Genomic DNA, 19,862 nt, shown 5'->3' with positions numbered 1-19,862 from the left:
CATGAACCGCCTCAGGAACCTCTTCGCCATCCCGGAGCTGCGCAAGCGGCTCCTCTTCACCCTGCTCCTCCTGGCCATCTACCGGCTGGGCGTGCACGTCAGCGTGCCCGGGGTGAATGCCGAGAACCTGGCGGCAGCGCTTCGTCGCGGCGGCGGCGGCCTCTTTGACGTCATCGACCTCTTCTCGGGCGGTGCCTTCAAGAAGTTCTCCATCTTCGCCCTCGGCATCGCCCCCTACATCACGGCCAGCATCGTGCTGCAGCTGATGGGCGCCGTCGTCCCCTACCTGGAGAACCTCCAGAAGAAGGAAGGCGAAGCCGGCCGCGCGAAGATCAACCAGTGGACCCGCTACCTGACCGTGGGTCTGGCCTTCGTGCAGGGGCTGGGCATCGCCTCCCTGGCGCAGAGCCAGAACGCGCCGGGCCTCGAAGTCGTGACCAGCTCCATCTCCCCGACGGCGTTCCGCTTCCTGGCGGCCTTCACGCTGGCGGTGGGCACCATGTTCGTCATGTGGATCGGTGAGCAGATCACCGAGCGGGGCATCGGCAACGGCATCAGCCTGCTGATCTTCGCCGGCATCGTGGCAGGCCTGCCCCAGGCGCTGACCACCCTGACGGTGATGATCACCCAGTCCCTGAAGGGTGCTGCGAACGTCCCGCCCCCGGGCATCTTCATCCTGCTCATCGCGGCCATGACCGTGGTGCTGCTGGCCGTGGTGCTGGTGGAGAACGCCTACCGGCGCATCCCCATCCACTACGCCCGCCGGGCCGACTCGGCCGGCATGTCCAGCCAGCGCAGCTCCTACATGCCCCTGAAGGTGAACACCGCCGGCGTGATGCCCGTCATCTTCGCCAGCTCGGTGATCTTCTTCCCGGCGACCATCGCCCAGTTCACCCGCTGGGAATGGCTGGCCAAGGCAGCTTCTTATGTGAGCCCGCAGACCCACTTCTGGGTCTACACCCCGGTCTTCGTGGGCGTGGTGATCTTCTTCGCCTTCTTCTACACCAGCATCGTCTTCAACCCCGATGAGACCGCCGAGAACATGAAACGGTCCGGGGGCTACATTCCGGGCATCCGCCCCGGGAAGGAAACCAGCATCTTCATGGATGGCATCCTGTCCAAGCTGACCTTCGTGGGGGCCATCTACCTGGCCCTGGTCTCCCTGGTGCCCCTGCTCATCACCAACAACATCCAGGGCCTCAACTTCTACTTCGGCGGCACCAGCCTGCTGATCGTGGTGGGCGTGGCCATGGACAGTGCCGCCCAGCTGGAGAGCCTGCTGGTCATGCGCCGCTACGACGGGTTCCTGGAGAAGGGTCGCATCCGCGGTCGCTCCACCCGCGGGGGTGCCGCATGACCCTGACGGCCCACATCCTCCTCGGGGCCCCGGGCTCCGGGAAGGGCACCCAGGCCAAGCGCCTGGTGGAAACATTCTCTTTGACTCACCTGTCAACCGGTGACATTCTGAGAGATGCCGTCTCGAAAGGGACGGAGATCGGCCTGAGGGCGAAAGCCATCATGGCCGAGGGAAAACTGGTGGACGACGACACCGTCAACGGACTTGTCTTTGCGCGGCTGCTGGACGAGACCTCTGACGTGCTGTTCGACGGCTACCCACGCACCCTTCAGCAAGCTCAAGCCCTGGAAGACTTCCTCTCCTCCAAGGGCATGAAGGTCGGGCACGTGGTTCTGGTCGATGTCCCCCAGGAGGTGCTGGAAGCCCGCGTGGTGGGCCGACGCGTCTGCAGCAGCAATGCCTGCGGCGCCATCTACCACCTGGAATCCAAGCCCCCCAAGCAAGCCGGTGTCTGCGATGTGTGCGGAAGTCCCCTGAAGCACCGCTCTGACGACACCTCTGAGGCCTTCCAGAGCCGGATGGGCGAGTTCAACTCGACCTTCCAGCCCCTCCTGGGCTTCTACAAGCATCGGCCGAACTTCCGGAGCGTGGATGGCAATCGCCCACCGGAGCTGGTGTTTGAATCGCTGCGTCACGTCTTCGGAGAACACGCTTGAGCAAAGAAGAAGCCATTGAGCTGGAAGCCACAGTGGTCGAGGCCTTGCCCAACGCAGTCTTCCGGGTCGAACTGGAGAACAAACACCAGGTGCTGGCGCACATCAGCGGAAAGATGCGCAAGAACTTCATCCGCATCCTTCCCGGTGACCGGGTTCTCGTCGAGGTGACCCCTTACGACCTCACCCGTGGCCGCATCATCTACCGATTCAAGTAAACGAGAGGACACCATGAAAGTACGGCCCTCCATCAAGAAGCTGTGCGAGCACTGCAAAGTGGTCCGGCGCGAAGGCATCAACCGGATCATCTGCAAGAAGAACCCCAAGCACAAGCAGCGTCAGGGTTAAGGAGAAACGATGGCACGCATCTCAGGCATTGATCTGCCCATCGGCAAGCGCATCGAGATCGCGCTCACCTACATTTTCGGCATCGGGCGCGCCAAGGCGCACAGCATCCTGACCCGCGCGAAGGTCGATTTCGGCACCAAGGTGCGCGATCTGACCGAAGACGAGGTCGGCCGCATCCGCCGCGTGATCACCTCCGAAGAGACGGTTGAGGGTGACCTCCGTAAGAACATCTCTCTGGACATCAAGCGGCTTATGGATATCGGCTGCTACCGCGGCCTGCGCCACCGGAAGGGTCTCCCCGTCCGTGGCCAGCGCACGCACACCAACGCCCGCACCCGCAAGGGCAAGCGACGCACCGTAGCCGGCAAGAAGAAGTAAGGCGAGGAGCACATGGCCAAGACTCAGACCCGGACCGCCGGTAAAAAGGTGGTCAAGAAGAAGGAAAAGAAGAACGTCCCCCACGGCGTGGCTCACGTCCAGGCGTCCTTCAACAACACGATCATCTCCATCTCTGATCCGATGGGGAACATGCTCTGCTGGGCCTCCAGCGGCAACCAGAACTTCCGTGGCACCCGCAAGGGCACGCCGTTCGCCGCTCAGGTGGCCGCCGGCGTTGCTGCCGAAGCCGCCAAGGAGCAGGGCGTTCGTTCCGTGGACGTTCGCGTCAAGGGCCCCGGGGCCGGTCGTGAGAGCGCCATCCGCGCCCTCAACGCCGCCGGCATCCAGGTGACCAGCATCCGCGACGTCACCCCCATCCCCCACAACGGCTGCCGGCCGCCCAAGCGGCGCCGGGTTTAAGAGAGGAGGAGAGACATGGCACGTTACACAGACGCCGTTTGCCGCCTCTGCCGCCGCGAGGGCATGAAGCTTTACCTCAAGGGCGAGCGCTGCTTCAAGGAGAAGTGCTCGTTCGAGACCCGCAAGGGCAAGATCCCCGGCCAGCACGGCGCGGGAAAGATCAAGAAGCCCACCGGCTACGCCCTCCAGCTTCGCGAGAAGCAGAAGGTCAAGCGCATCTACGGTGTGCTCGAGAAGCAGTTCCGCCACTACTTCGAGAAGGCCGACGCCAAGAAGGGCGTCACCGGCCACAACCTGCTCGGTTTCCTCGAGTGCCGCCTGGACAACGTGATCTACCGCCTGGGCTTCGCGTCCAGCCGGTCCGCCGCGCGCCAGATGGTCATGCACGGTCACGTGCTGGTCAACGGCAAGCGGGTGGACATCCCCTCCTACCAGGTCAAGCCTGGCCAGGCGGTGGAACTGGGCACGCGTGCCAAGGAGAACGACGGCGTCAAGTCCTCCGTCGAGACCTCGGCCGGCCGTGGCATCCCCAAGTGGCTCACCCTGGACGCCGCCGCCTTCAAGGGTCAGGTGCTTGCCGCGCCGACCCGCGAGGACATCACCCTCGACATCAACGAGCAGCTGATCGTTGAGCTGTATTCCAAGTAAGGGGGACGGATGCTGAATCTCAGCGATTTCCAGAGGCCGCGTTTCGCCGAGGTGACCCCCGGGTCCCTCACCGACTCCTACGGGGAGTTCGTGGCCTATCCCTTCGAGCGCGGCTTCGCCACGACCGTCGGGCACAGCGTCCGCCGGGTGCTGCTCAGCAGCATCCAGGGCGCTGCCGTCACCAACGTCCGCATCAAGGGCGTCATGCATGAATTCACCACCCTTCCCGGGGTCTGGGAGGACATCACCCACGTCCTCCTGAACCTCAAGGAAGTGCCCTTCAAGCTGCACAGCAGCGAGCCCCAGACGGTGACCATCTCCGCCAAGGGCGAGGGCACCGTGACCTCCGCCGCCATCCGCTGCAACCAGAACGTGGAGGTCGTGGATCCCAACATCCACATCGCCACCCTGGGCGAGGAAGGCGAACTGGAGATCGAGATGGTGGTCTGCCTCGGCCGCGGCTTCGTCACCGCCGACCGCAACCACAGCGAGACCTTGGGCCTGGGCTTCATTCCCATGGACTCCAACCACAGCCCCATCCTCCGGGTGAACTACATCGTCGAACCCGCCCGCGTGGGCCAGAGCACGGACTACGAGAAGCTCACCCTCCAGGTTTGGACCAACGGCGCCGTCAATCCGAAGGAAGCCGTCTCTGACGCGGCCCTCATCCTGCGCGACCACTTTCTGGTGTTCGCCCGTCAGGACGAGGACTTCACCGAGATGGAGATGGGCACCGCCACGCTCGGCAGCGAAGCTGCCAACACCTGGCTGGGCAAGTCCGTCGAGGAACTGGAACTCTCCGTGCGGGCCAACAACTGCCTCCGCAACGCCAACATCACCACCATCGGCGAGCTGGTCCAGCGGACCGAGGCCGAGCTGATGAAAACCAAGAACTTCGGCAAGAAGTCGCTCCAGGAGATCAAGGACGAGCTCGCTCGTATCGGCCTCTCCCTCGGCATGCGGCTCGAGCAGGAAGTGTAAGGAGCCCCCATGCGTCACAACGTTTCCGGCAAGCGCCTGGGCCGCACCACCAACCAGCGCAAGGCCCTCATGAAGAACCTCGCGACCGCCCTCATTGAGAGCGAGCGCATCGAGACGACCCTGGTGAAGGCGAAGGAACTCCGCACGTATGTGGAGCCCTTCATCACCCTCGCCAAGGAAGACACCGTGGCCAACCGCCGTCTGGCGATGGCCCGCCTCGGAAGCAAGGACGCCGTGCAGAAGCTCTTCGGCGCCGACTTCCGCAAGCGTTTCGAGAGCCGTCCCGGCGGCTACACCCGCATCCTCAAGGTTGGCCATCGCCTCGGCGACGCGGCTGACATGGCCCTCATCGAGTTCGTGGACTACACCCTCCCCGAACCGAAGGCCGAGGACGCCGAGTAGGATCAATGTTGTCCGGGGGTTTCTCGCTGCGCGAACACCCCCGGAGCCCCCCAAGCACAGGCCCGGCATAGCCGGGCCTGTGCTTTTCCCGCTGACACCGGAGGCATCGTGGGGCTCACCCCACGGTCCAGGAACCGCTCGACTCCTCGCTCGCGTCATCGATGAACCCTGCCTTCCGCAACCGGCGGGACCGGACCACGGTGACGGTACAGGGCGCCTGGGCGGCCACCTGGCTGGAGACGCTGCCCAGGAGGGACCGGCGCAGGGAGCTGGCCCTGGCGCCGATGACGAGGTGATCCACGTGGTTCGCGTTCGCGTACTGCAGGATGGCCGAGGCAGGGTCCGGTGATTCCAGGACGTGATAGGTGATGCGGCCCTCCTCCAGGTCCAGGGGGATGGCCCAGCTGCGCAGTTCCACCAGTCGCTGGTGGTGGATGTTGCGTCCCTGGGCGTCCAGGGTCTGGTCCAGGGTGATGCGTCCCTGCTTGAGCACGTTGATGCAGGCAACCCGGGCCCCCGGCAGGGTGGTGAGCATGCGGGCGACCATGGTTCGGAGGGTCTCGGCGATGGGGGCCGCCTCCGCCGACAGATCGATGGCCACGGCCAGGATCGGGGCATCCCCATCGTGGCGGGCCGGGGCTTTGGCTTTGGGGATGGCGAGCTGATGATCGGCGAAGCGACGCCGGACGACTGTCAGGAAGGGATCCTGCTTCAGCTTCTCGGAGCGGGTGGTGAGCTTGACCTGGTCCGGGTGCTGCAGGGCCACGCTCAGGTGTCCGGCGGTGGGGAACCGCCAGGCAGGATGGACCTCTAGGCAGCGGAGGATGACCTCCTGCAACCAGGGCGGGCAGTCCGGGCGGAGCCGGCGGGGCGGCACAGGATCCCGCCAGAGCCGCCGCTTGAGGCCCGAGAGGCGCTGGGGATCGCCGAAGGGGCGGACGCCCGTGAGGAAGAAATACATGAGGACGCCCAGGGCGAACTGGTCGCTGCGGGGGTCCTTCCGGTGGCCCAGGACCTGCTCCGGCGCCATGTAGGGGGCGGTGCCGTAGGGCAGGCGGAATTCCTCGCCCATCAGGTCCGGGAGTTCGTCGTGGTGGGAGAGGCCGAAATCGACGAGCACCAGTTCGCCCGTGGGTCGGGTCAGCAGGTTGGAAGGCTTCACGTCGAGGTGCACCACGTGCTGCCGGTGGATGTCGTCCAGGGCCGTGGCGATGCTCCTCCCCAGCGAGGCGACGGTGGCCCAGGGCAGGGGCAGCTGGAGCAGCATGGGCAGGAGGGAGGGACCGGGAATCCGCTCCATGACGAGGTAGGGCTGGATGCCGAAGTCGCCCTGCGCGATGTGGCGGGGGACGTGGGGGCCCGACAGCCGCGGCAGAATCATCTCCTCCATTTCGAAGCCGACGATGGCCGCGGGATCGATGCCCTCCGACATCAAGGGCACCTTCATGACCAGGGGACCGGTGTGGTCGGGGTGGCTCACGCTCCAGATCGAGGCCATGACGCCACGATGGAGTCGCTCGCCGATGAGGTACCCATCGAGCGTGGCCCCGGTTTCGATGCCCGGCCGGTTCATGGTTCAGCGCCCTTTCTGCAGTCGGCTCGCCAGCGAGGGGGGAAGACCTGCGCGGAGGATGGCGAGTGCCGTCGCCTCCACATCGTAAGGCACGCGGAAGTGGGTGATCTCGGAGCGGTCCGTGTCCAGGATGGCATAGGCGGCGCTGGGATCTCCGTCCCGCGACTGGCCCACGGCTCCCACCACAGTGAGCCATCGCCGGTGGCGGGGGAGCGGCACCGGCACCGACGGCACGGGCTGGAAGGACACCAGCTGCCCAGTGGCCGTGATGCCATGGAGGGCCGGAAGGTGCGTATGTCCGCAGAACACGATCTGGGCGCGGCTGGCCTCCAGCGCGCGTTTGGCCGCAGGGCCGTCGTTCACGTAGATCCATTCCGGGTAGGTCTGGGGGCTTGCGTGGACGTAGAGCCGAGTGTCGTCCTCGAAGCGCATGGGGAGGCTGGCCAGGAACTCGCGCTCCGCGGGGCCCAGTTGCCCCCGCGTCCAGGCCATGGCGATCTCTGCATCAGAGGTCATGGACTCGCGGGTCTCCGCGACGGCCTGATCGTGGTTGCCCGCCACCGCGATGGCACCGCGGGCCGTCACCTCCATGATTCGCTCCAGCACGTCCTGGGGTTCCGGGCCGTAGCCGACATAGTCTCCCAGGAACACGAAGCGGTTCGCGCCCTGCGCGTGTGCATGGGCCAGGCAGGCGTCCAGCGCACGCCGGTTGGCGTGGATGTCAGCCATGAGTGAGATGCGCATCGACCGTCCTGAGGGAGGGGACCAAGACCATGATAGGGGGCCGGGGCCGTGGCGACCCTTCGAACTCCCGCCCCAGGCGTCGGTTGATGAACCCGAGACGAGCAAGACGGGAGAAGCTCTCGGAACCACCGGAAAAATGCCATCAGGGTTGATGACTGTCGTGACCATGAGATTGAGAAGGTGCTGCTGAAAACAAAAAGACGATCCCAAGATCATTTGTATTCAGGAATTGGGTCGTCTTTTCCTACCGCTGGGATTGTGAGATTTCTGGTGGAACTCGCTTGACCTTACCTCGGGGAAAGCGTTAGCTAAGGGCAGCCTACCCAAATCAAGCGTCCCGAATGATGGCGTGCCCATCTCGGTTCTCATAACGAAGCTCTCCTATCCGCATCCCGACCATGGGGGTTTCGGATCGTTGCCACCTTGAGTGTCAGCTCCGGATGCACCCTTTTGAGCTCTCATTCCAAGTCCCTTTTCCAGGAGGCACCACGTATGGCTCTTGCAACCGAGCAAGTCGCAGCAAAGACCCCGCTCACCAAGGAAGAACGGATGGTGATCGTTGCGTCGTCGGTCGGCACCGTTTTCGAATGGTACGACTTCTACCTGTACGCGACGCTGGCGCCCTTCTTTGCGACCCTGTTCTTCCCCAAGGGGAATGACACGGCCGCCCTGCTGTCGGCCTTCGCAGCCTACGCGGCCGGCTTCCTGGTCCGACCTTTCGGTGCCCTGGTGTTCGGTCGCATCGGCGACCTGATCGGCCGCAAGTACACCTTCCTGGTGACCATCGTGGTCATGGGCCTCTCGACCTTCGGCGTCGGCCTCCTGCCGACCTTTGCGAGCATCGGCTGGTGGGCGCCCATCATCATGGTGACCCTGCGCCTCCTCCAGGGCCTGGCCCTTGGTGGTGAATACGGCGGTGCCGCCACCTACGTCGCCGAGCACTCCGCGCCCAATCGCCGGGGCTACAACACCAGCTGGATCCAGACCACGGCCACCGTAGGCTTCTTCCTCTGCCTGGGGATCATCCTGGGCTGCCGCACGGCCATGACCAAGGAGGCCTTCGCCACCTGGGGCTGGCGCATCCCCTTCTGGATGTCCATCTTCCTCCTCGCCGTGTCCGTATGGATCCGCCTGAAGCTGCACGAGTCCCCCGTCTTCACCAAGATGAAGGCCGAGGGCAAGGGCTCCAAGGCCCCGCTCACCGACAGCTTCCTCAAGTACCCCAACAACAAGTACGCGCTGCTCGCCCTCCTCGGTGCCACGGCCGGCCAGGGTGTGGTGTGGTACACCGGCCAGTTCTACGCGCTGTTCTTCCTCCAGATCACCTTGAAGCTGGACTTCAAGACCACCTACATGCTGATTGGCGCGTCGCTCCTGCTGGGCACGCCCTTCTTCATCTTCTTCGGCTGGCTGTCGGACAAGATCGGCCGCCTCAAGATCATCCTGGCGGGCTGCCTCATCGCCGCCCTCACCTTCTTCCCCATGTTCAAGGCGCTTACCCACTACGTGAACCCCGCCCTGGAGACATTCCAGTACAGCACCCAGATCACCGTTGCCGGAGACCCCAAGAACGAGACCTTCAACCTTTTCGTCGGCCCCTGGAGCAAGTTCTCAGAGCTGGACCGGGTGAATGACTTCTTCGGCAAGCAGGGCCTCAATTTCACCAAGGTCGCGCCGGAGGCCGGCAAAATGGTGGTCGCCACCCTCACGGGCAAGAACCCCACCACCGGCCAGATCGTCACGACCCGCGTCGAGGGGTGGAGTGCGACTTCGGAAGCGACCCTCAAGAAGACCCTGACGGAGCTCGGGTACCCCAAGGAAGCCGACCCGACTCGGGTCAACTACCCCATGACGCTGCTGATCCTCTTCGTGTTCCTCATCTACGTGACCATGGTGTACGGACCGATCGCGGCCTTCCTGGTGGAGCTCTTCCCCACCAACATCCGCTACACCTCGATGTCCCTCCCGTACCACATCGGCAACGGGTGGTTCGGAGGCATGCTGCCCCTCATCGCGACGGCCATCGTGGCCCTCAAGGGCAACATCTACTACGGGCTCTGGTATCCCGTCATCGTGGCCCTCATGACGGTGGTGATCGGCTTCCTCTTCCTGAAGGAAACCAAGGATCGGGACATCAGTACCTACCAGCACTGACATGATCCTCTGGCGGCTCCGCCGCCAGAGCCAGGAAGGAGGCCGGGCGAGCGGATCACTCCATCGCCCGGCCTCGTCTTCCCTGCGCAGTTGCCTGGATGAACGGACCTTCCAGTGCACCGGCCGCGCGGCAACGAGTACTGGACAAGGGCTGACGCGGGCCGGAAAATGATCGCCACCCAACCCTTCTTGCTTCTTTCCCATCCCTCACGGATCCGCGTGGAAGACTCTGCGTTCGAAGCCTTTCATGATCCCATCCGCCCTGTCTGATTCTGAATCACCCTTGGCACGGAGTTGACCCATGTCCCAAGATCTCTTCCCTGTGAAGCCGCACATCCGGGAGCGGGCCCACATCAAGACGATGGAGGAGTACCAGCGGCTGTACCGCCTGTCGTTGGACAACCCGGAATGGTTCTGGGGCGAGCAGGCCAAGGCACTCACCTGGTTCCATCCCTGGCAGTCGGTGTTCGACGCCGACTACAAGGAAGTGGATTTCTCGTGGTACTCGGGAGGCCGCATCAACGCCTGCTTCAACTGCGTGGACCGCCACCTGCCGGCCCTGGGCGACAAGACCGCCCTCATCTGGGCCCAGGACGAGCCGGGCCAGTACACCCACATCACCTACCGGGATCTCAAGCACAACGTGGCCCGCGTGGCCAACGTGCTGCTGCACAACGGCGTCAAGAAGGGCGATCGGGTCTGCATCTACCTGACCATGATTCCGGAGCTGGTCTACACCATGCTGGCCTGCGCCCGCATCGGCGCCGTCCACTCGGTGGTGTTCGGCGGGTTCTCCGCGGAGTCGCTGCGCGACCGCATCGTGGACGCCAGGTGCAAGGTGGTGGTGACGGCCAATGAAGGACTCCGCGGCGGCAAGCGGGTGCCCCTGAAGCGCACGGTGGACCGCGCCATCGAGGGCATGTCCCTGGTGGAGTGCGTCCTGGTGGCCCGCCGCACGGACGGGGATGTCCCCATGCAGCCCGGCCGCGACCTCTGGCTGGACGAGGAGACCGCCAAGCAGCGCTCCACCTGCACCAACGAGTGGATGGGCGCGGAGGACCCGCTCTTCATCCTCTACACCTCGGGCAGCACGGGAAAACCCAAGGGTCTGCTGCACACCACGGGCGGCTACCTCACCTACGCGGCCTTCACCCACAAGTACGTGTTCGACTACCATCCGGAGGACATCTACTTCTGCGCGGCGGACATCGGCTGGGTGACGGGCCACAGCTACATCGTCTATGGTCCCCTGGCCAATGGTGCCACTTCCGTGATCTTCGAGTCCACGCCGCTCTATCCCGATGCCGGCCGCTACTGGCAGATCATCGACGACCTTGGCGTGACCATCTTCTACACCGCACCGACGGCCCTGCGGGCCCTGGCCGCGGCGGGAGATGAATGGATCGGCAAGTACAGCCGGAAATCCCTCCGGGTGCTCGGCACCGTGGGCGAGCCCATCAACCCCGAGGTCTGGCGCTGGTACCACGACGTGGTGGGCGGCGGCAACTGCACCGTGGTCGATACCTGGTGGCAGACGGAAACCGGCGGCATCCTCATCACGCCGCTCCCCGGTGTCACGCCCACCAAGCCCGGCTCTGCGACCCTGCCCTTCTTCGGCGTGAAGCCCGTCATCGTGGATCCCGCCACCGGCGTTCCCATCGAGGGCAACAGCGTGGAAGGGGCCCTGTGCCTGGGCGCCCCCTGGCCCGGTCAGGCGCGCACCGTGTTCGGAGACCACAAGCGTTTCCGGGAGACCTATTTCACCCAGTACCCGGGCTACTACTTCACGGGTGACGGCGCCCGGCGGGACGAGGACGGCTACTACTGGATCACGGGCCGCATCGACGACGTGATCAACGTCAGCGGCCATCGCCTGGGCACGGCCGAAGTGGAAAGCGCCCTGGTGGCCCACGAGGCCGTGGCCGAGGCCGCCGTGGTGGGCTACCCGCATCCCATCAAGGGGCAGGGCATCTACTGCTACGTCCTGCTGAATGGTGGCTTCAGCGAAAGCGACAACCAGCAGCTCATCGGGGCGCTGAAGGAGCAGGTCCGCCAGGTCATCGGCGCCTTCGCGGCTCCCGACGTCATCCACATCGCCTCGGGTCTGCCCAAGACCCGCAGCGGCAAGATCATGCGGCGGATCCTGCGCAAGATCGCCTCATCCGAATACGACGGCCTGGGTGACCTCTCCACGCTGGCCGAGCCGGACGTGGTCAGCCGCCTCATCGACGACCACCAGCGGCACAACGCCTGATGTCATCCGGGGGTTCCGCGCTGCGCGCACACCCCCGGACCCCCGCGCAGAAGCCCGGCGAAGCCGGGCTTCTGCTTTTCACCGGGACGATCGCCGCGGCACCTTCCCAATTTACGCGGATGCTTCTGCTGCTCCGGATTCCTACTGCGGCAGCTCCCGCACGAAGGCACGGATCAGGGATTCGAAGCGGCCGGCGGCGGCGGCGCCTGCCTCCAGGACTTCCTGGTGGGTGAGGGCCTGGGGGAGGATGCCCGCGGCCATGTTGCAGAGGCAGGAGATCCCGGCCACCCGCATGCCCTCGTGCCGGGCGACGATGGCTTCCGGGACCGTGCTCATGCCCACGGCATCGGCACCCATCGTGCGGAAGGCGCGGATCTCGGCAGGGGTTTCATAGCTGGGACCGGTGAGTCCCAGGTAGACGCCTTCCCGCAGGGTCTGGCCCAGCTGCCGGGAGCAGGCCTGCAGGTGCTGACGGAAGGCGGGATCATAGACGGCGGTCATGTCGGGGAATCGCGGGCCCGGCTCCACGTTTGGTCCGATGAGCGGGTTGGTCCCGAATAGGTTGATGTGGTCGGTCAGGGCCATGAGGTCGCCCACGCCAAAGGCTGGATTCAAGGCACCGGCGGCATTGGTCAGGAGCACGGCCTGGGCTCCGAGACGCCCGTAGAGGCGCATGGGCGCCACCACCAGGGACATCGGATGCCCCTCGTAGAAGTGGAACCGACCAGCCTGGAGGGCCACCTTGCGGCCTTCGAACTCGCAGAAGACCAGCTTGCCGCCATGCCCTGCGACGGTGGGTGCGGGGAATCCAGGGAGGTCGGTGAAGGGGATGGCGAGGCCAGCCTTCGCCTCAGGGCTATCGGCCAGGGCTCCCAGCCCGGACCCGAGCACCATCACCAGCTCGGGGACGAAGGGCGCCTTCGCCTTCAGGGCGGTCAATGCATCGGAGTAGGTCATTCCACAAACTCTCAAGCAGCGATTACGGCGCGGGGACGAGTGCCAGCGTCACGACGACATCGGGCTGGAGGGTCGCGGGGCTCTTCAGCCGGAGGCGCAGGGGGTGGTAGTAGGGAGCAGTGTTGGCGACAGGAATGACGATGACTTCGGTGGAACCACCGGAGCCAGTGAAGGAGAAGGTGCGCAGCGTCCCGGGCATGTCCACTTCGATTTTGGCACCCGCCCCGAGGGCCGGCGAGATGGTGGCGGCGAGTGTGCATCGCTTGTCGGCGTTCAGGCTGAAACCGGTGTAGAAGATTTCCCCCTGTGAGAGGTTCGGATAGGACCCGTTCACCTGGATCGCCTTGGCCATGCTGAGCGTCACAGGGGGGAAGGCCGTGGTCGGATCAGTGCCCCAGTCCGAAACGAAGGCGGCATAGGGCGCCGTGGTAGGCCGGGGCCAGGTGATTCCGAAGGGCGCCGCGAGGGTCGTCAGCGCCGCGTCAGTGAATATGGCGGACAGGTCTACCGGGTCCGAGGCGGACTTGACCTCTTTGAGCCGATCGAACTGGTTGTAGATGCTGAGGGGTTCCAGGTCGCGGGCAGCCGTTGTATCGGTCGCGGCCTTGGTCGGGCTCACGGGAGCGCGGAAGAACCTGGGGATTACCAAGGGGTTGATTGTGGCCCAATCCGCGCTGGTGCCAGGGGAGGGCAGGCTGTTCGCCTTCAGGATGATCTCCCAGGCAAAGGCCCGGATGGCCGGAGCGGAATACGGAGTCAACTGGCTGGGCGGGAGCCCTGAGATGTCACGGATATCCAGGACAGGAGCGGCCAAGCCGGTGCCCTGAGTGTCGGCGAGGTACGGGGACTTCAGGAGATTGGCGGCCATGGCGTCGGCCAGCCCTTCGATGCGGGCCATATCAGGAATCAGATCCGCTTGCGCCGAGCTTGCAGGCAGCAATGGGTTGAATGGGATCGAGAAGGTTCGGCCGAGGTTGGTGCCATACAGGAAGTTCCTCCCGAGCATGGGGAGAATCACCCCTTCATCCCACGCGTCATCGTTGACGTCTGCGCCGCGGATGGAACCGAAATAGTGGAAATTGCCGGTGGACGTGTCGTAAGCCTGCGGAAAGAGGGATCGATCATATTCGATGTAGGAACCGCGAGGCTCAGAGTGGCCGGGCCAGTAGTGAAGGTCGAGGGTGGTCCCGGGGGTGGCCGCGCCGTATGCGGTCACGAAGGTGGCGATCGTATCCCCGATGCCCAATACCCTGCTGCCACTTCCAAGGCCAGTCGTCCGACCCGAGATGCTGGTTTCGAGCACGGCCTGATTCGTCAGGGGTGCTTCACTGCTGGCGAGGTTAAAGGCAGGATCGACGAGCCACCAGACATCATTCAGACCGACGGAAAAATCAACTACGGCATCGGCCGTGACGGTCCAACTGGGTGCGTTATTGCCTGCAGGGGAGGTTCCATCCGCAGCCTTCCGAAGTGCATAGCGAAGCCGATCAAGCGCGCCCGTGGTGCTGTTGATCCCGCCCGGTTCGGCGACCAGGTTGATCTGCGAGGAATTGCCCCCAGTGAAGGAACTGATGACCTCGACCATGGTGGGCCGATCCTTGGGAACCGACAGAACGTAGGCGCCCAGTGCGTCCGTGACGCCGGACCGGGCAATGGTCCAGACCAGGATCTTGGTCCCATCAGGCTTGGTCTGCTCCAGCTGCTGATAGGCCCGTATCACCACTCCCCGAGCCGGAAGGCTCGTCAGGTTGGCCGGGATGGCGGCATCTTTCAGCCCCGTGGGCACCCCATTGGCATCCCTGGCCAAGGGAACCCTTTTGTAGGTCACGGTGCCGCTGATGGAGACGCTTGGAGTGACCGTTGTGCTACTACTGCCCTTGCTCTTCCCTTTGCAGGCCAGGGCCATGGCCAGAAGCACGATGGCCCCCAAGGTCTGGAGGAAAGCTCGGGACAAAGGCATGACCACCTCGAAACGGCGAAAGGACCCAGTCTACCACGGCCTCCTGGGTTGATCCCGCGCGAGGATCGGAAGGCGTGCTCTCATCCTGTGCCGCGGAGGGCGGGGAAGTTCAGTGGTGCGGATTCGTCCCGAGCAGCGCGTTCTGGGCGGCCAGTTCCGCGGGGATCTCCTCTTCATCGTTCAGGACCGGCAGGGGATTCCGGTGCACGCCGTCGATCTTGAGCTCGAAGTGCAGGTGGGGGCCCGTGGAATTGCCGGTACGGCCGACCTCGGCGATCTTCTGGCCGCGGCGCACGATTTCGCCGGCCTGTACGAGGTTCAGCCGGTGGTGGGCGTAGAGGGTGGCCACGCCGTTGCCATGCTCGATCACGACATAGTTGCCGTACTGCTTGTGCTTTCCGGAGAGTACGACCTGCCCGTCCAGGGCCGCGAAGACGGCGGTGCCGATGGGGGCGGTCAGGTCGACGCCCCGGTGGCGGCCCTTGTAGCGCACGCGCTTCTTCCGCTGGTCCTTCACGCGGACGGTCTTGGTCCGCATGCGGGGACCCCAGGCCGAGCTGATGGTCCGGGTCTCCACGGGCCACAGCAGGTCCAACCGGTCCGGATCCGCCGGGGCATAGGTGGGAAGGAGGGCCTTGAGTTCCGCCTCGGTGACCGGGGGCATCACCGGCTGCATGCGGGCCAGGAGCTGGGCCGTGGTGCTGGGGGCCTGGTGGGAATCGAGGTGGGCCGCGCTGATGGGCCCGTCGGCGGGGTGGGGGCTGCGGACCTGGTAGGGCAGCAGGCGCTCCAGGTGGGGCATGGGCGTGGAGACCACCACCGGAGCACCTGGCAGGGCCGAGAGGGGCGGGCGAGGGGCCGCGTTCGCATCCTCGCTTCGGGGGGTCGCCTGGGCCAGGCTGCGGGAGGAGCGGATGTTCAGGCGGGTGCCGATGGCAAGCCTGGACAGGGACTTGCCCGGGTTCAGCGCCGCAAGCTCATCCAGGCTCAGGCTGTTCGCCCGGGCCACCTGGGCTGCCGTTTCGCCCTTTCTGATCACGTGCACCGAGCCATCGGCGGGTCGGGAGGAGGCCTTCTTGGCGGTTCGCTTTGGGGCGGCCTGCAGACCTAAGCTAAGAGATGCAAGCACTAAAGTCAAAACGGCATGACGCATGGGGGACTCCCGGCTGGAACGGAAAAGCCTGCTTCGCTAGGCCTCCATGAAGGGGTCAGGACCCCGGTGACGTTCAATGAGGAACAGTTAATCCCCTATCTTAACGGGGCGCCGGATCCTTGAACATGCAAATGTTTTCCAACTAGCCTTCGCCGGGGCCGGGGCTCCAGGGGCATTCCTCCCAGGGCATGGTGAGGATGCCCCGCCGGCCACCCGCCTTGTGGAGGAGGCGGACCGGGCCGATGGTCATGCCGTGGCTGACGGCCTTCAACATGTCGTAGAGGACCAGCAGCCCGACGGTCACGCCGGCGAGGGCCTCCATCTCGATGCCGGTGCGTCCCTCGCAGCTCACCTGTACCCGGAGCCAGGCCCTCCGGTTGGGGGCGTCCCAGTGGTGGGCCACCGCCACGGCCTCGATGGCCAGGGGGTGGGCCAGGGGGATCAGGTCCGAGGCGCGCTTGACACCCCCGACGGCGCCGACGCGGGCCACGGACCAGGGATCGCCCTTGGGGCCCCCGCCCTGGGTCAGGGCCGCCGCCGCCGGGGCATCCAGCTCCAGGTAGCCCGCCGCCACGGCCACGCGGCGGGTGACGGCCTTGGCCGAGACATCGACCATCACCGGCCGGCCTTCGGGGTCCAGATGGGTCAACTCAGCCATCATTCGCTCCAGGCGAGGAGGATGTCCCTCAGGGCGGCGGTGTCCGGCGCGTAGGCCCGGGGGCCACAGGCGGCCAGGGCCTCCTGATCGTAGAATCCATGTCCCACGGCCAGGCTGGGCACCCCGGCGGCCCGGGCCATGTCCAGGTCGAAGGGCGTATCGCCCACCATGAGGATGTCCTCGGCGGCCAAGCCGGTCCTGGCCTGGAGCTGCTCCAGGGACTCCGGGTGGGGCTTGCCGTGGGTGACCTCGTCCGGGGTGATGATGGGGTCGAAGAGGGGCTCCCAATCCCACTGGGCCATCTGGCGGAGCAGGGGCAGGCGGCGCTTGGAGGTGACGACGGCCATGCGCTGGCCGCGGCCCTTCAGCTCCACCAGCAGCTCGGGGATGCCCTCGAAGGGCTGCATCATGTGCTCGTGTTCCGCATGGCCGAAGCTGCGGTAGGCCTTCAGAACCGTCGGGCCATCCAGCCCCAGGGGCTCGAAGGTGTGGCGGATGCCGGCTTCCACGGGCAGACCCACATACTTCAGCCACTCGGCCATGACGGAACGCGGCTGGCCCAGCGCGTCCAGGGCGTGGGCCATGCCCGCCTCGATGAGGGGACGGCTGTCCACCAGGGTGCCGTCGAAGTCCCAGGCGATGAGTTTCAAAGAAACCTCCCAGCCTCCATGATGGCAGACCGCGCGGCAGGGCTTTGCCATGCCGCGCGGTGGGGGGGTCCGGGGGGGACTTCGCGAGCGTCAGCGAGCAGGCGGTCCCCTCCGGACGGCATTTGAGGTCGTAACAAAACCCGACGATGTCGCGAGGAAGCCAGGTGGGATGCACCGCAAGGAAGGGCCCGCAGGGCGATGCGGGACATCGTTCAAGGGCCCTGACGCCGCGGGGCGCCCACCTGGCTTTCTCCCTCCGGGCGAGGGCCGACGGGCGTCGCGATGCCGCGTCACGCTCGTCGCGCGTAGTACCCGCTACGCTTTGACTCGCGTTCCTCGCCTGGCTCGCCCGGCGACCCTCGCGCGGCGCCGTGGGGTTTTGTTACGACCTCTTAGGCCGAAGGCAGGTGCAGGGCCTGGGCGAAGGTGGCCTCGGTGACCCGGCTGAGCTCCGCGACCACCGCCGGCGGTACGGGGGAATCCACGGAGAGCACCACCATGGCCTCGCCCTTCTTCTCCCGGCGGCCCAGGTTCATGAAGGCGATGTTGATGTCGTGCTGGCCCAGCACGGTGCCGATCTTCCCGATCATGCCGGGGCGGTCCAGGTAGCTCAGCAGGAGCATGTGCGGTTCGGGCATGAAGTCCATGGCATAGTCCCGCAGGCCCACGATGCGGGGCGAGCCCTCGAAGAGGGTGCCGGACACCACGCGGGAGCCGCCGGGGCCGTCCAGCTTGAGGGTGACCAGGTTGGAGAAGGCGCCGCCCCGGGTGGACTTGCGCTCCTCCACCACCAGACCCATGCGCTCGGCCACGAGCCCGGCGTTCACCATGTTCACGGGCTGATCCGCCACCCGGTCCAGCAGGGCGGCCAGGCCGCTGACGGTCAGGGGGGAGCAGTCGTGCTGGGCGATGGCGCCGTCGAAGCCGAAGGTGATGCGGTCCGGGTTGCCCTTCATGAGCTGCAGGCCGAACTCGCCGAGCACGGCCATGAGCTTGAAGTAGGGGCGCATCTGGTCCATGACGGCCGGGTCGAAGCGGGGCAGGTTGACGGCGTTCTCCATGGGGATCCGGTCCAGGTGGTTGAGGATCTCGCGGGAGACGTCGATGGCCACGTTGACCTGGGCCTCCTGCGTGTTGGCGCCGAGGTGGGGGGTGACGACCAGGCGCTCCTGGGCGATGAGCTCCTTGAGGAGGGGCGTGGCCGGGGGCTCCTCCGACCAGACGTCCACGGCGGCCAGGGCCACCTGGCCCGTCTTCAGGGCTTCGAGCAGCGGGCCTTCCTCTAGGATGCCGCCGCGCGCCACGTTCAGCAGGATGACTCCGGGCTTCATGCGGGTGAGCTGGCGGATGCCGATCATGCCGCGGGTCTCGTCGTTCAGGGGCGTGTGCACGGTGATGATGTCGCAGGCTTGGCAGAGTTCGTCGAGGCCCACCAGGCGGACGCCCAGGTCCTGGGCCCGCTTGGCGGCGATGTAGGGATCGCAGCCCAGCACCTCGCACTCGAAGGCCTTGAGCCGCGTGGCCACACGCCCGCCCACCTTGCCCAGGCCAATGACGCCGGCCACCTTGCCCTTGAGCTCGACGCCCGTGAACTTGGCGCGCTTCCATTCGCCGGCCTTCAGGCTGGCGTTGGCGGCGGGGATGTGCCTGCAGGCGGACAGCAGCAGTGCCAGGGTGTGTTCGGCGGCGCTGTTGGTGTTGCCGAAGGGGGCATTGACCACGATGACGCCCTTGGAGCTGGCGTAGCCCACATCCACGTTGTCGATGCCGACGCCCGCCCGGGCCACGATCTTCAGCTTCGTGGCCGCGTCCAGCAGGGCCTTGTCCACCGTGGTGCCGCTGCGGGTGATGATGGCATCGTACTCGCCGATGCAGCCCAGCAGGGCCTCCTTGGACAGGCCGAGGCAGACGTCCAGCGTGACCCGCGGGTCCCGCTGAAGCAGGGCTAGACCCTCGTCGGTCACCTCGTCGGTCACGATGATCTTCATGGCGTCCCCCGTCGGGTTCGGATCCAGTGCGGCGTGCAGGGAATCCACTACCTTAGCGGCGGGGCGCCAGCCGGACAAGGCCGGGGGCCGGTCGATGACTATTTCTTATAGATACCCGCGCCGAAGATGAGGTTGTCCCAGACTTCGATGTAGCTGGTCTTGGGCTGGCGCTTCTGAGTCGTGGGATTGACGTACTGGTAGTCGTGCCAGCCCTTGCCCTTGGTCTTGGCCAGCTTCACGCGCTCCTTCACGAACTCCACGCCGTCGGGATCCTTGGCGTTCATCTGGTTCACGCCGATCTTGCTGGCGCCCTGGCCGTGGGCCAGGACCTTGCCATCCATGTCATAGATGAAGACGTAGAGCTCGCCACCGTGCCGGTGGAACTTGCCACCGATCTTGGTGATCTCCTTGATGGCAGCCTCCTTGCCGTTGGCCTTGGCGAAGGCGATGGCCTCCTTCACCAGGGCTTCCGTTTCAGCCTGGGTGGCATCCTGGGCGGCCAGGGGGAGGCAGATGGCGGGAAGACACAGCAGGGCGGCCCGATTCATGCACATGGAAGCTCCTCGAAAGTCACTCCCCTTCTT

General features: G+C 65.6%; 20 protein-coding genes. 11 read left to right on the top strand and 9 right to left on the bottom strand.

Features of this window, described 5'->3' with window-relative positions; translation table 11 throughout:
* The first annotated feature begins 1 nt into the window (after position 1).
* The 9 genes from secY to rplQ are packed head-to-tail and all read left to right on the top strand — an operon-like array spanning position 2 to position 5,187.
* Positions 2 to 1,357, top strand: a complete 1,356-nt coding sequence (secY, locus tag QOZ81_RS15385) for a preprotein translocase subunit SecY (protein ID WP_291204260.1) — start codon at positions 2 to 4, stop codon at positions 1,355 to 1,357.
* Complete coding sequence (locus QOZ81_RS15380) at positions 1,354 to 2,013, top strand: adenylate kinase (protein WP_291204263.1); 660 nt, start codon at positions 1,354 to 1,356, stop codon at positions 2,011 to 2,013. Before secY ends, QOZ81_RS15380 begins: the two co-directional genes overlap by 4 nt.
* Entirely contained in the window at positions 2,010 to 2,228 is a 219-nt protein-coding gene (infA, locus tag QOZ81_RS15375) for a translation initiation factor IF-1 (RefSeq protein ID WP_026852734.1), read from the top strand. The genes QOZ81_RS15380 and infA overlap by 4 nt, the downstream gene beginning before the upstream one ends.
* Before the next feature lie 13 nt (positions 2,229 to 2,241).
* On the top strand, positions 2,242 to 2,358 hold the full coding sequence (gene rpmJ / locus QOZ81_RS15370; protein ID WP_243288424.1) for a 50S ribosomal protein L36: 117 nt from the start codon (positions 2,242 to 2,244) through the stop codon (positions 2,356 to 2,358).
* Between the two features lie 9 nt (positions 2,359 to 2,367).
* On the top strand, positions 2,368 to 2,736 hold the full coding sequence (rpsM, locus tag QOZ81_RS15365) for a 30S ribosomal protein S13 (protein WP_291204271.1): 369 nt from the start codon (positions 2,368 to 2,370) through the stop codon (positions 2,734 to 2,736).
* A 12-nt stretch (positions 2,737 to 2,748) separates the two neighbouring features.
* A complete protein-coding gene (rpsK, locus tag QOZ81_RS15360; RefSeq protein WP_300714986.1) occupies positions 2,749 to 3,156 on the top strand; it encodes a 30S ribosomal protein S11 in 408 nt (135 codons plus the stop codon).
* Positions 3,157 to 3,171: 15 nt separating this feature from the next.
* Complete coding sequence (gene rpsD, locus QOZ81_RS15355) at positions 3,172 to 3,804, top strand: 30S ribosomal protein S4 (protein ID WP_291204277.1); 633 nt, start codon at positions 3,172 to 3,174, stop codon at positions 3,802 to 3,804.
* A 9-nt stretch (positions 3,805 to 3,813) separates the two neighbouring features.
* Entirely contained in the window at positions 3,814 to 4,785 is a 972-nt protein-coding gene (locus QOZ81_RS15350) for a DNA-directed RNA polymerase subunit alpha (RefSeq protein ID WP_291204279.1), read from the top strand.
* A 9-nt stretch (positions 4,786 to 4,794) separates the two neighbouring features.
* On the top strand, positions 4,795 to 5,187 hold the full coding sequence (rplQ, locus tag QOZ81_RS15345; protein ID WP_291204281.1) for a 50S ribosomal protein L17: 393 nt from the start codon (positions 4,795 to 4,797) through the stop codon (positions 5,185 to 5,187).
* A gap of 115 nt (positions 5,188 to 5,302) precedes the next feature.
* On the opposite strand, the gene QOZ81_RS15340 is transcribed toward rplQ, so the two are convergent.
* Both QOZ81_RS15340 and QOZ81_RS15335 read right to left on the bottom strand, forming a co-directional pair.
* Positions 5,303 to 6,760, bottom strand: a complete 1,458-nt coding sequence (locus QOZ81_RS15340) for a serine/threonine protein kinase (RefSeq protein WP_291204283.1) — start codon at positions 6,758 to 6,760, stop codon at positions 5,303 to 5,305.
* Positions 6,761 to 6,763: 3 nt separating this feature from the next.
* A complete protein-coding gene (locus QOZ81_RS15335; protein ID WP_291204287.1) occupies positions 6,764 to 7,504 on the bottom strand; it encodes a metallophosphoesterase family protein in 741 nt (246 codons plus the stop codon).
* A 492-nt stretch (positions 7,505 to 7,996) separates the two neighbouring features.
* Between QOZ81_RS15335 and QOZ81_RS15330 the strand changes: the two genes are divergently transcribed.
* Together QOZ81_RS15330 and acs are read left to right on the top strand one after the other, a co-directional pair.
* The gene (locus QOZ81_RS15330; protein ID WP_366082593.1) at positions 7,997 to 9,658 is read left to right on the top strand and encodes an MFS transporter; all 1,662 of its coding nucleotides are present in this window, start codon (positions 7,997 to 7,999) and stop codon (positions 9,656 to 9,658) included.
* A 301-nt stretch (positions 9,659 to 9,959) separates the two neighbouring features.
* The gene (gene acs, locus QOZ81_RS15325; RefSeq protein WP_291204293.1) at positions 9,960 to 11,912 is read left to right on the top strand and encodes an acetate--CoA ligase; all 1,953 of its coding nucleotides are present in this window, start codon (positions 9,960 to 9,962) and stop codon (positions 11,910 to 11,912) included.
* Between the two features lie 141 nt (positions 11,913 to 12,053).
* Here acs and QOZ81_RS15320 read toward each other — a convergent pair whose 3' ends face one another.
* From QOZ81_RS15320 to QOZ81_RS15290, 7 genes are all read right to left on the bottom strand, one after another.
* Positions 12,054 to 12,869: a purine-nucleoside phosphorylase gene (locus QOZ81_RS15320; protein WP_291204296.1), complete on the bottom strand. Its 816-nt coding sequence runs from the start codon at positions 12,867 to 12,869 to the stop codon at positions 12,054 to 12,056.
* Positions 12,870 to 12,891: 22 nt separating this feature from the next.
* Positions 12,892 to 14,829: a hypothetical protein gene (locus tag QOZ81_RS15315; protein WP_291204299.1), complete on the bottom strand. Its 1,938-nt coding sequence runs from the start codon at positions 14,827 to 14,829 to the stop codon at positions 12,892 to 12,894.
* Positions 14,830 to 14,938: 109 nt separating this feature from the next.
* Complete coding sequence (locus QOZ81_RS15310; protein ID WP_291204302.1) at positions 14,939 to 15,874, bottom strand: LysM peptidoglycan-binding domain-containing M23 family metallopeptidase; 936 nt, start codon at positions 15,872 to 15,874, stop codon at positions 14,939 to 14,941.
* Positions 15,875 to 16,124: 250 nt separating this feature from the next.
* Positions 16,125 to 16,640: a cyclic pyranopterin monophosphate synthase MoaC gene (gene moaC, locus QOZ81_RS15305; RefSeq protein WP_291204304.1), complete on the bottom strand. Its 516-nt coding sequence runs from the start codon at positions 16,638 to 16,640 to the stop codon at positions 16,125 to 16,127.
* Positions 16,640 to 17,290: an HAD family hydrolase gene (locus QOZ81_RS15300; protein WP_291204306.1), complete on the bottom strand. Its 651-nt coding sequence runs from the start codon at positions 17,288 to 17,290 to the stop codon at positions 16,640 to 16,642. The genes moaC and QOZ81_RS15300 overlap by 1 nt, the downstream gene beginning before the upstream one ends.
* A gap of 392 nt (positions 17,291 to 17,682) precedes the next feature.
* On the bottom strand, positions 17,683 to 19,278 hold the full coding sequence (gene serA / locus QOZ81_RS15295) for a phosphoglycerate dehydrogenase (RefSeq protein ID WP_291204310.1): 1,596 nt from the start codon (positions 19,276 to 19,278) through the stop codon (positions 17,683 to 17,685).
* A 98-nt stretch (positions 19,279 to 19,376) separates the two neighbouring features.
* Complete coding sequence (locus QOZ81_RS15290; RefSeq protein ID WP_291204313.1) at positions 19,377 to 19,832, bottom strand: cache domain-containing protein; 456 nt, start codon at positions 19,830 to 19,832, stop codon at positions 19,377 to 19,379.
* Positions 19,833 to 19,862 lie beyond the last annotated feature (30 nt).

This window comes from Geothrix sp., from assembly GCF_030219325.1.
Taxonomy (GTDB): domain Bacteria; phylum Acidobacteriota; class Holophagae; order Holophagales; family Holophagaceae; genus Geothrix.
The sequence above is the reverse complement of the archived record's forward strand: the minus strand, read 5'-3'. Positions and strand labels throughout refer to the sequence as shown.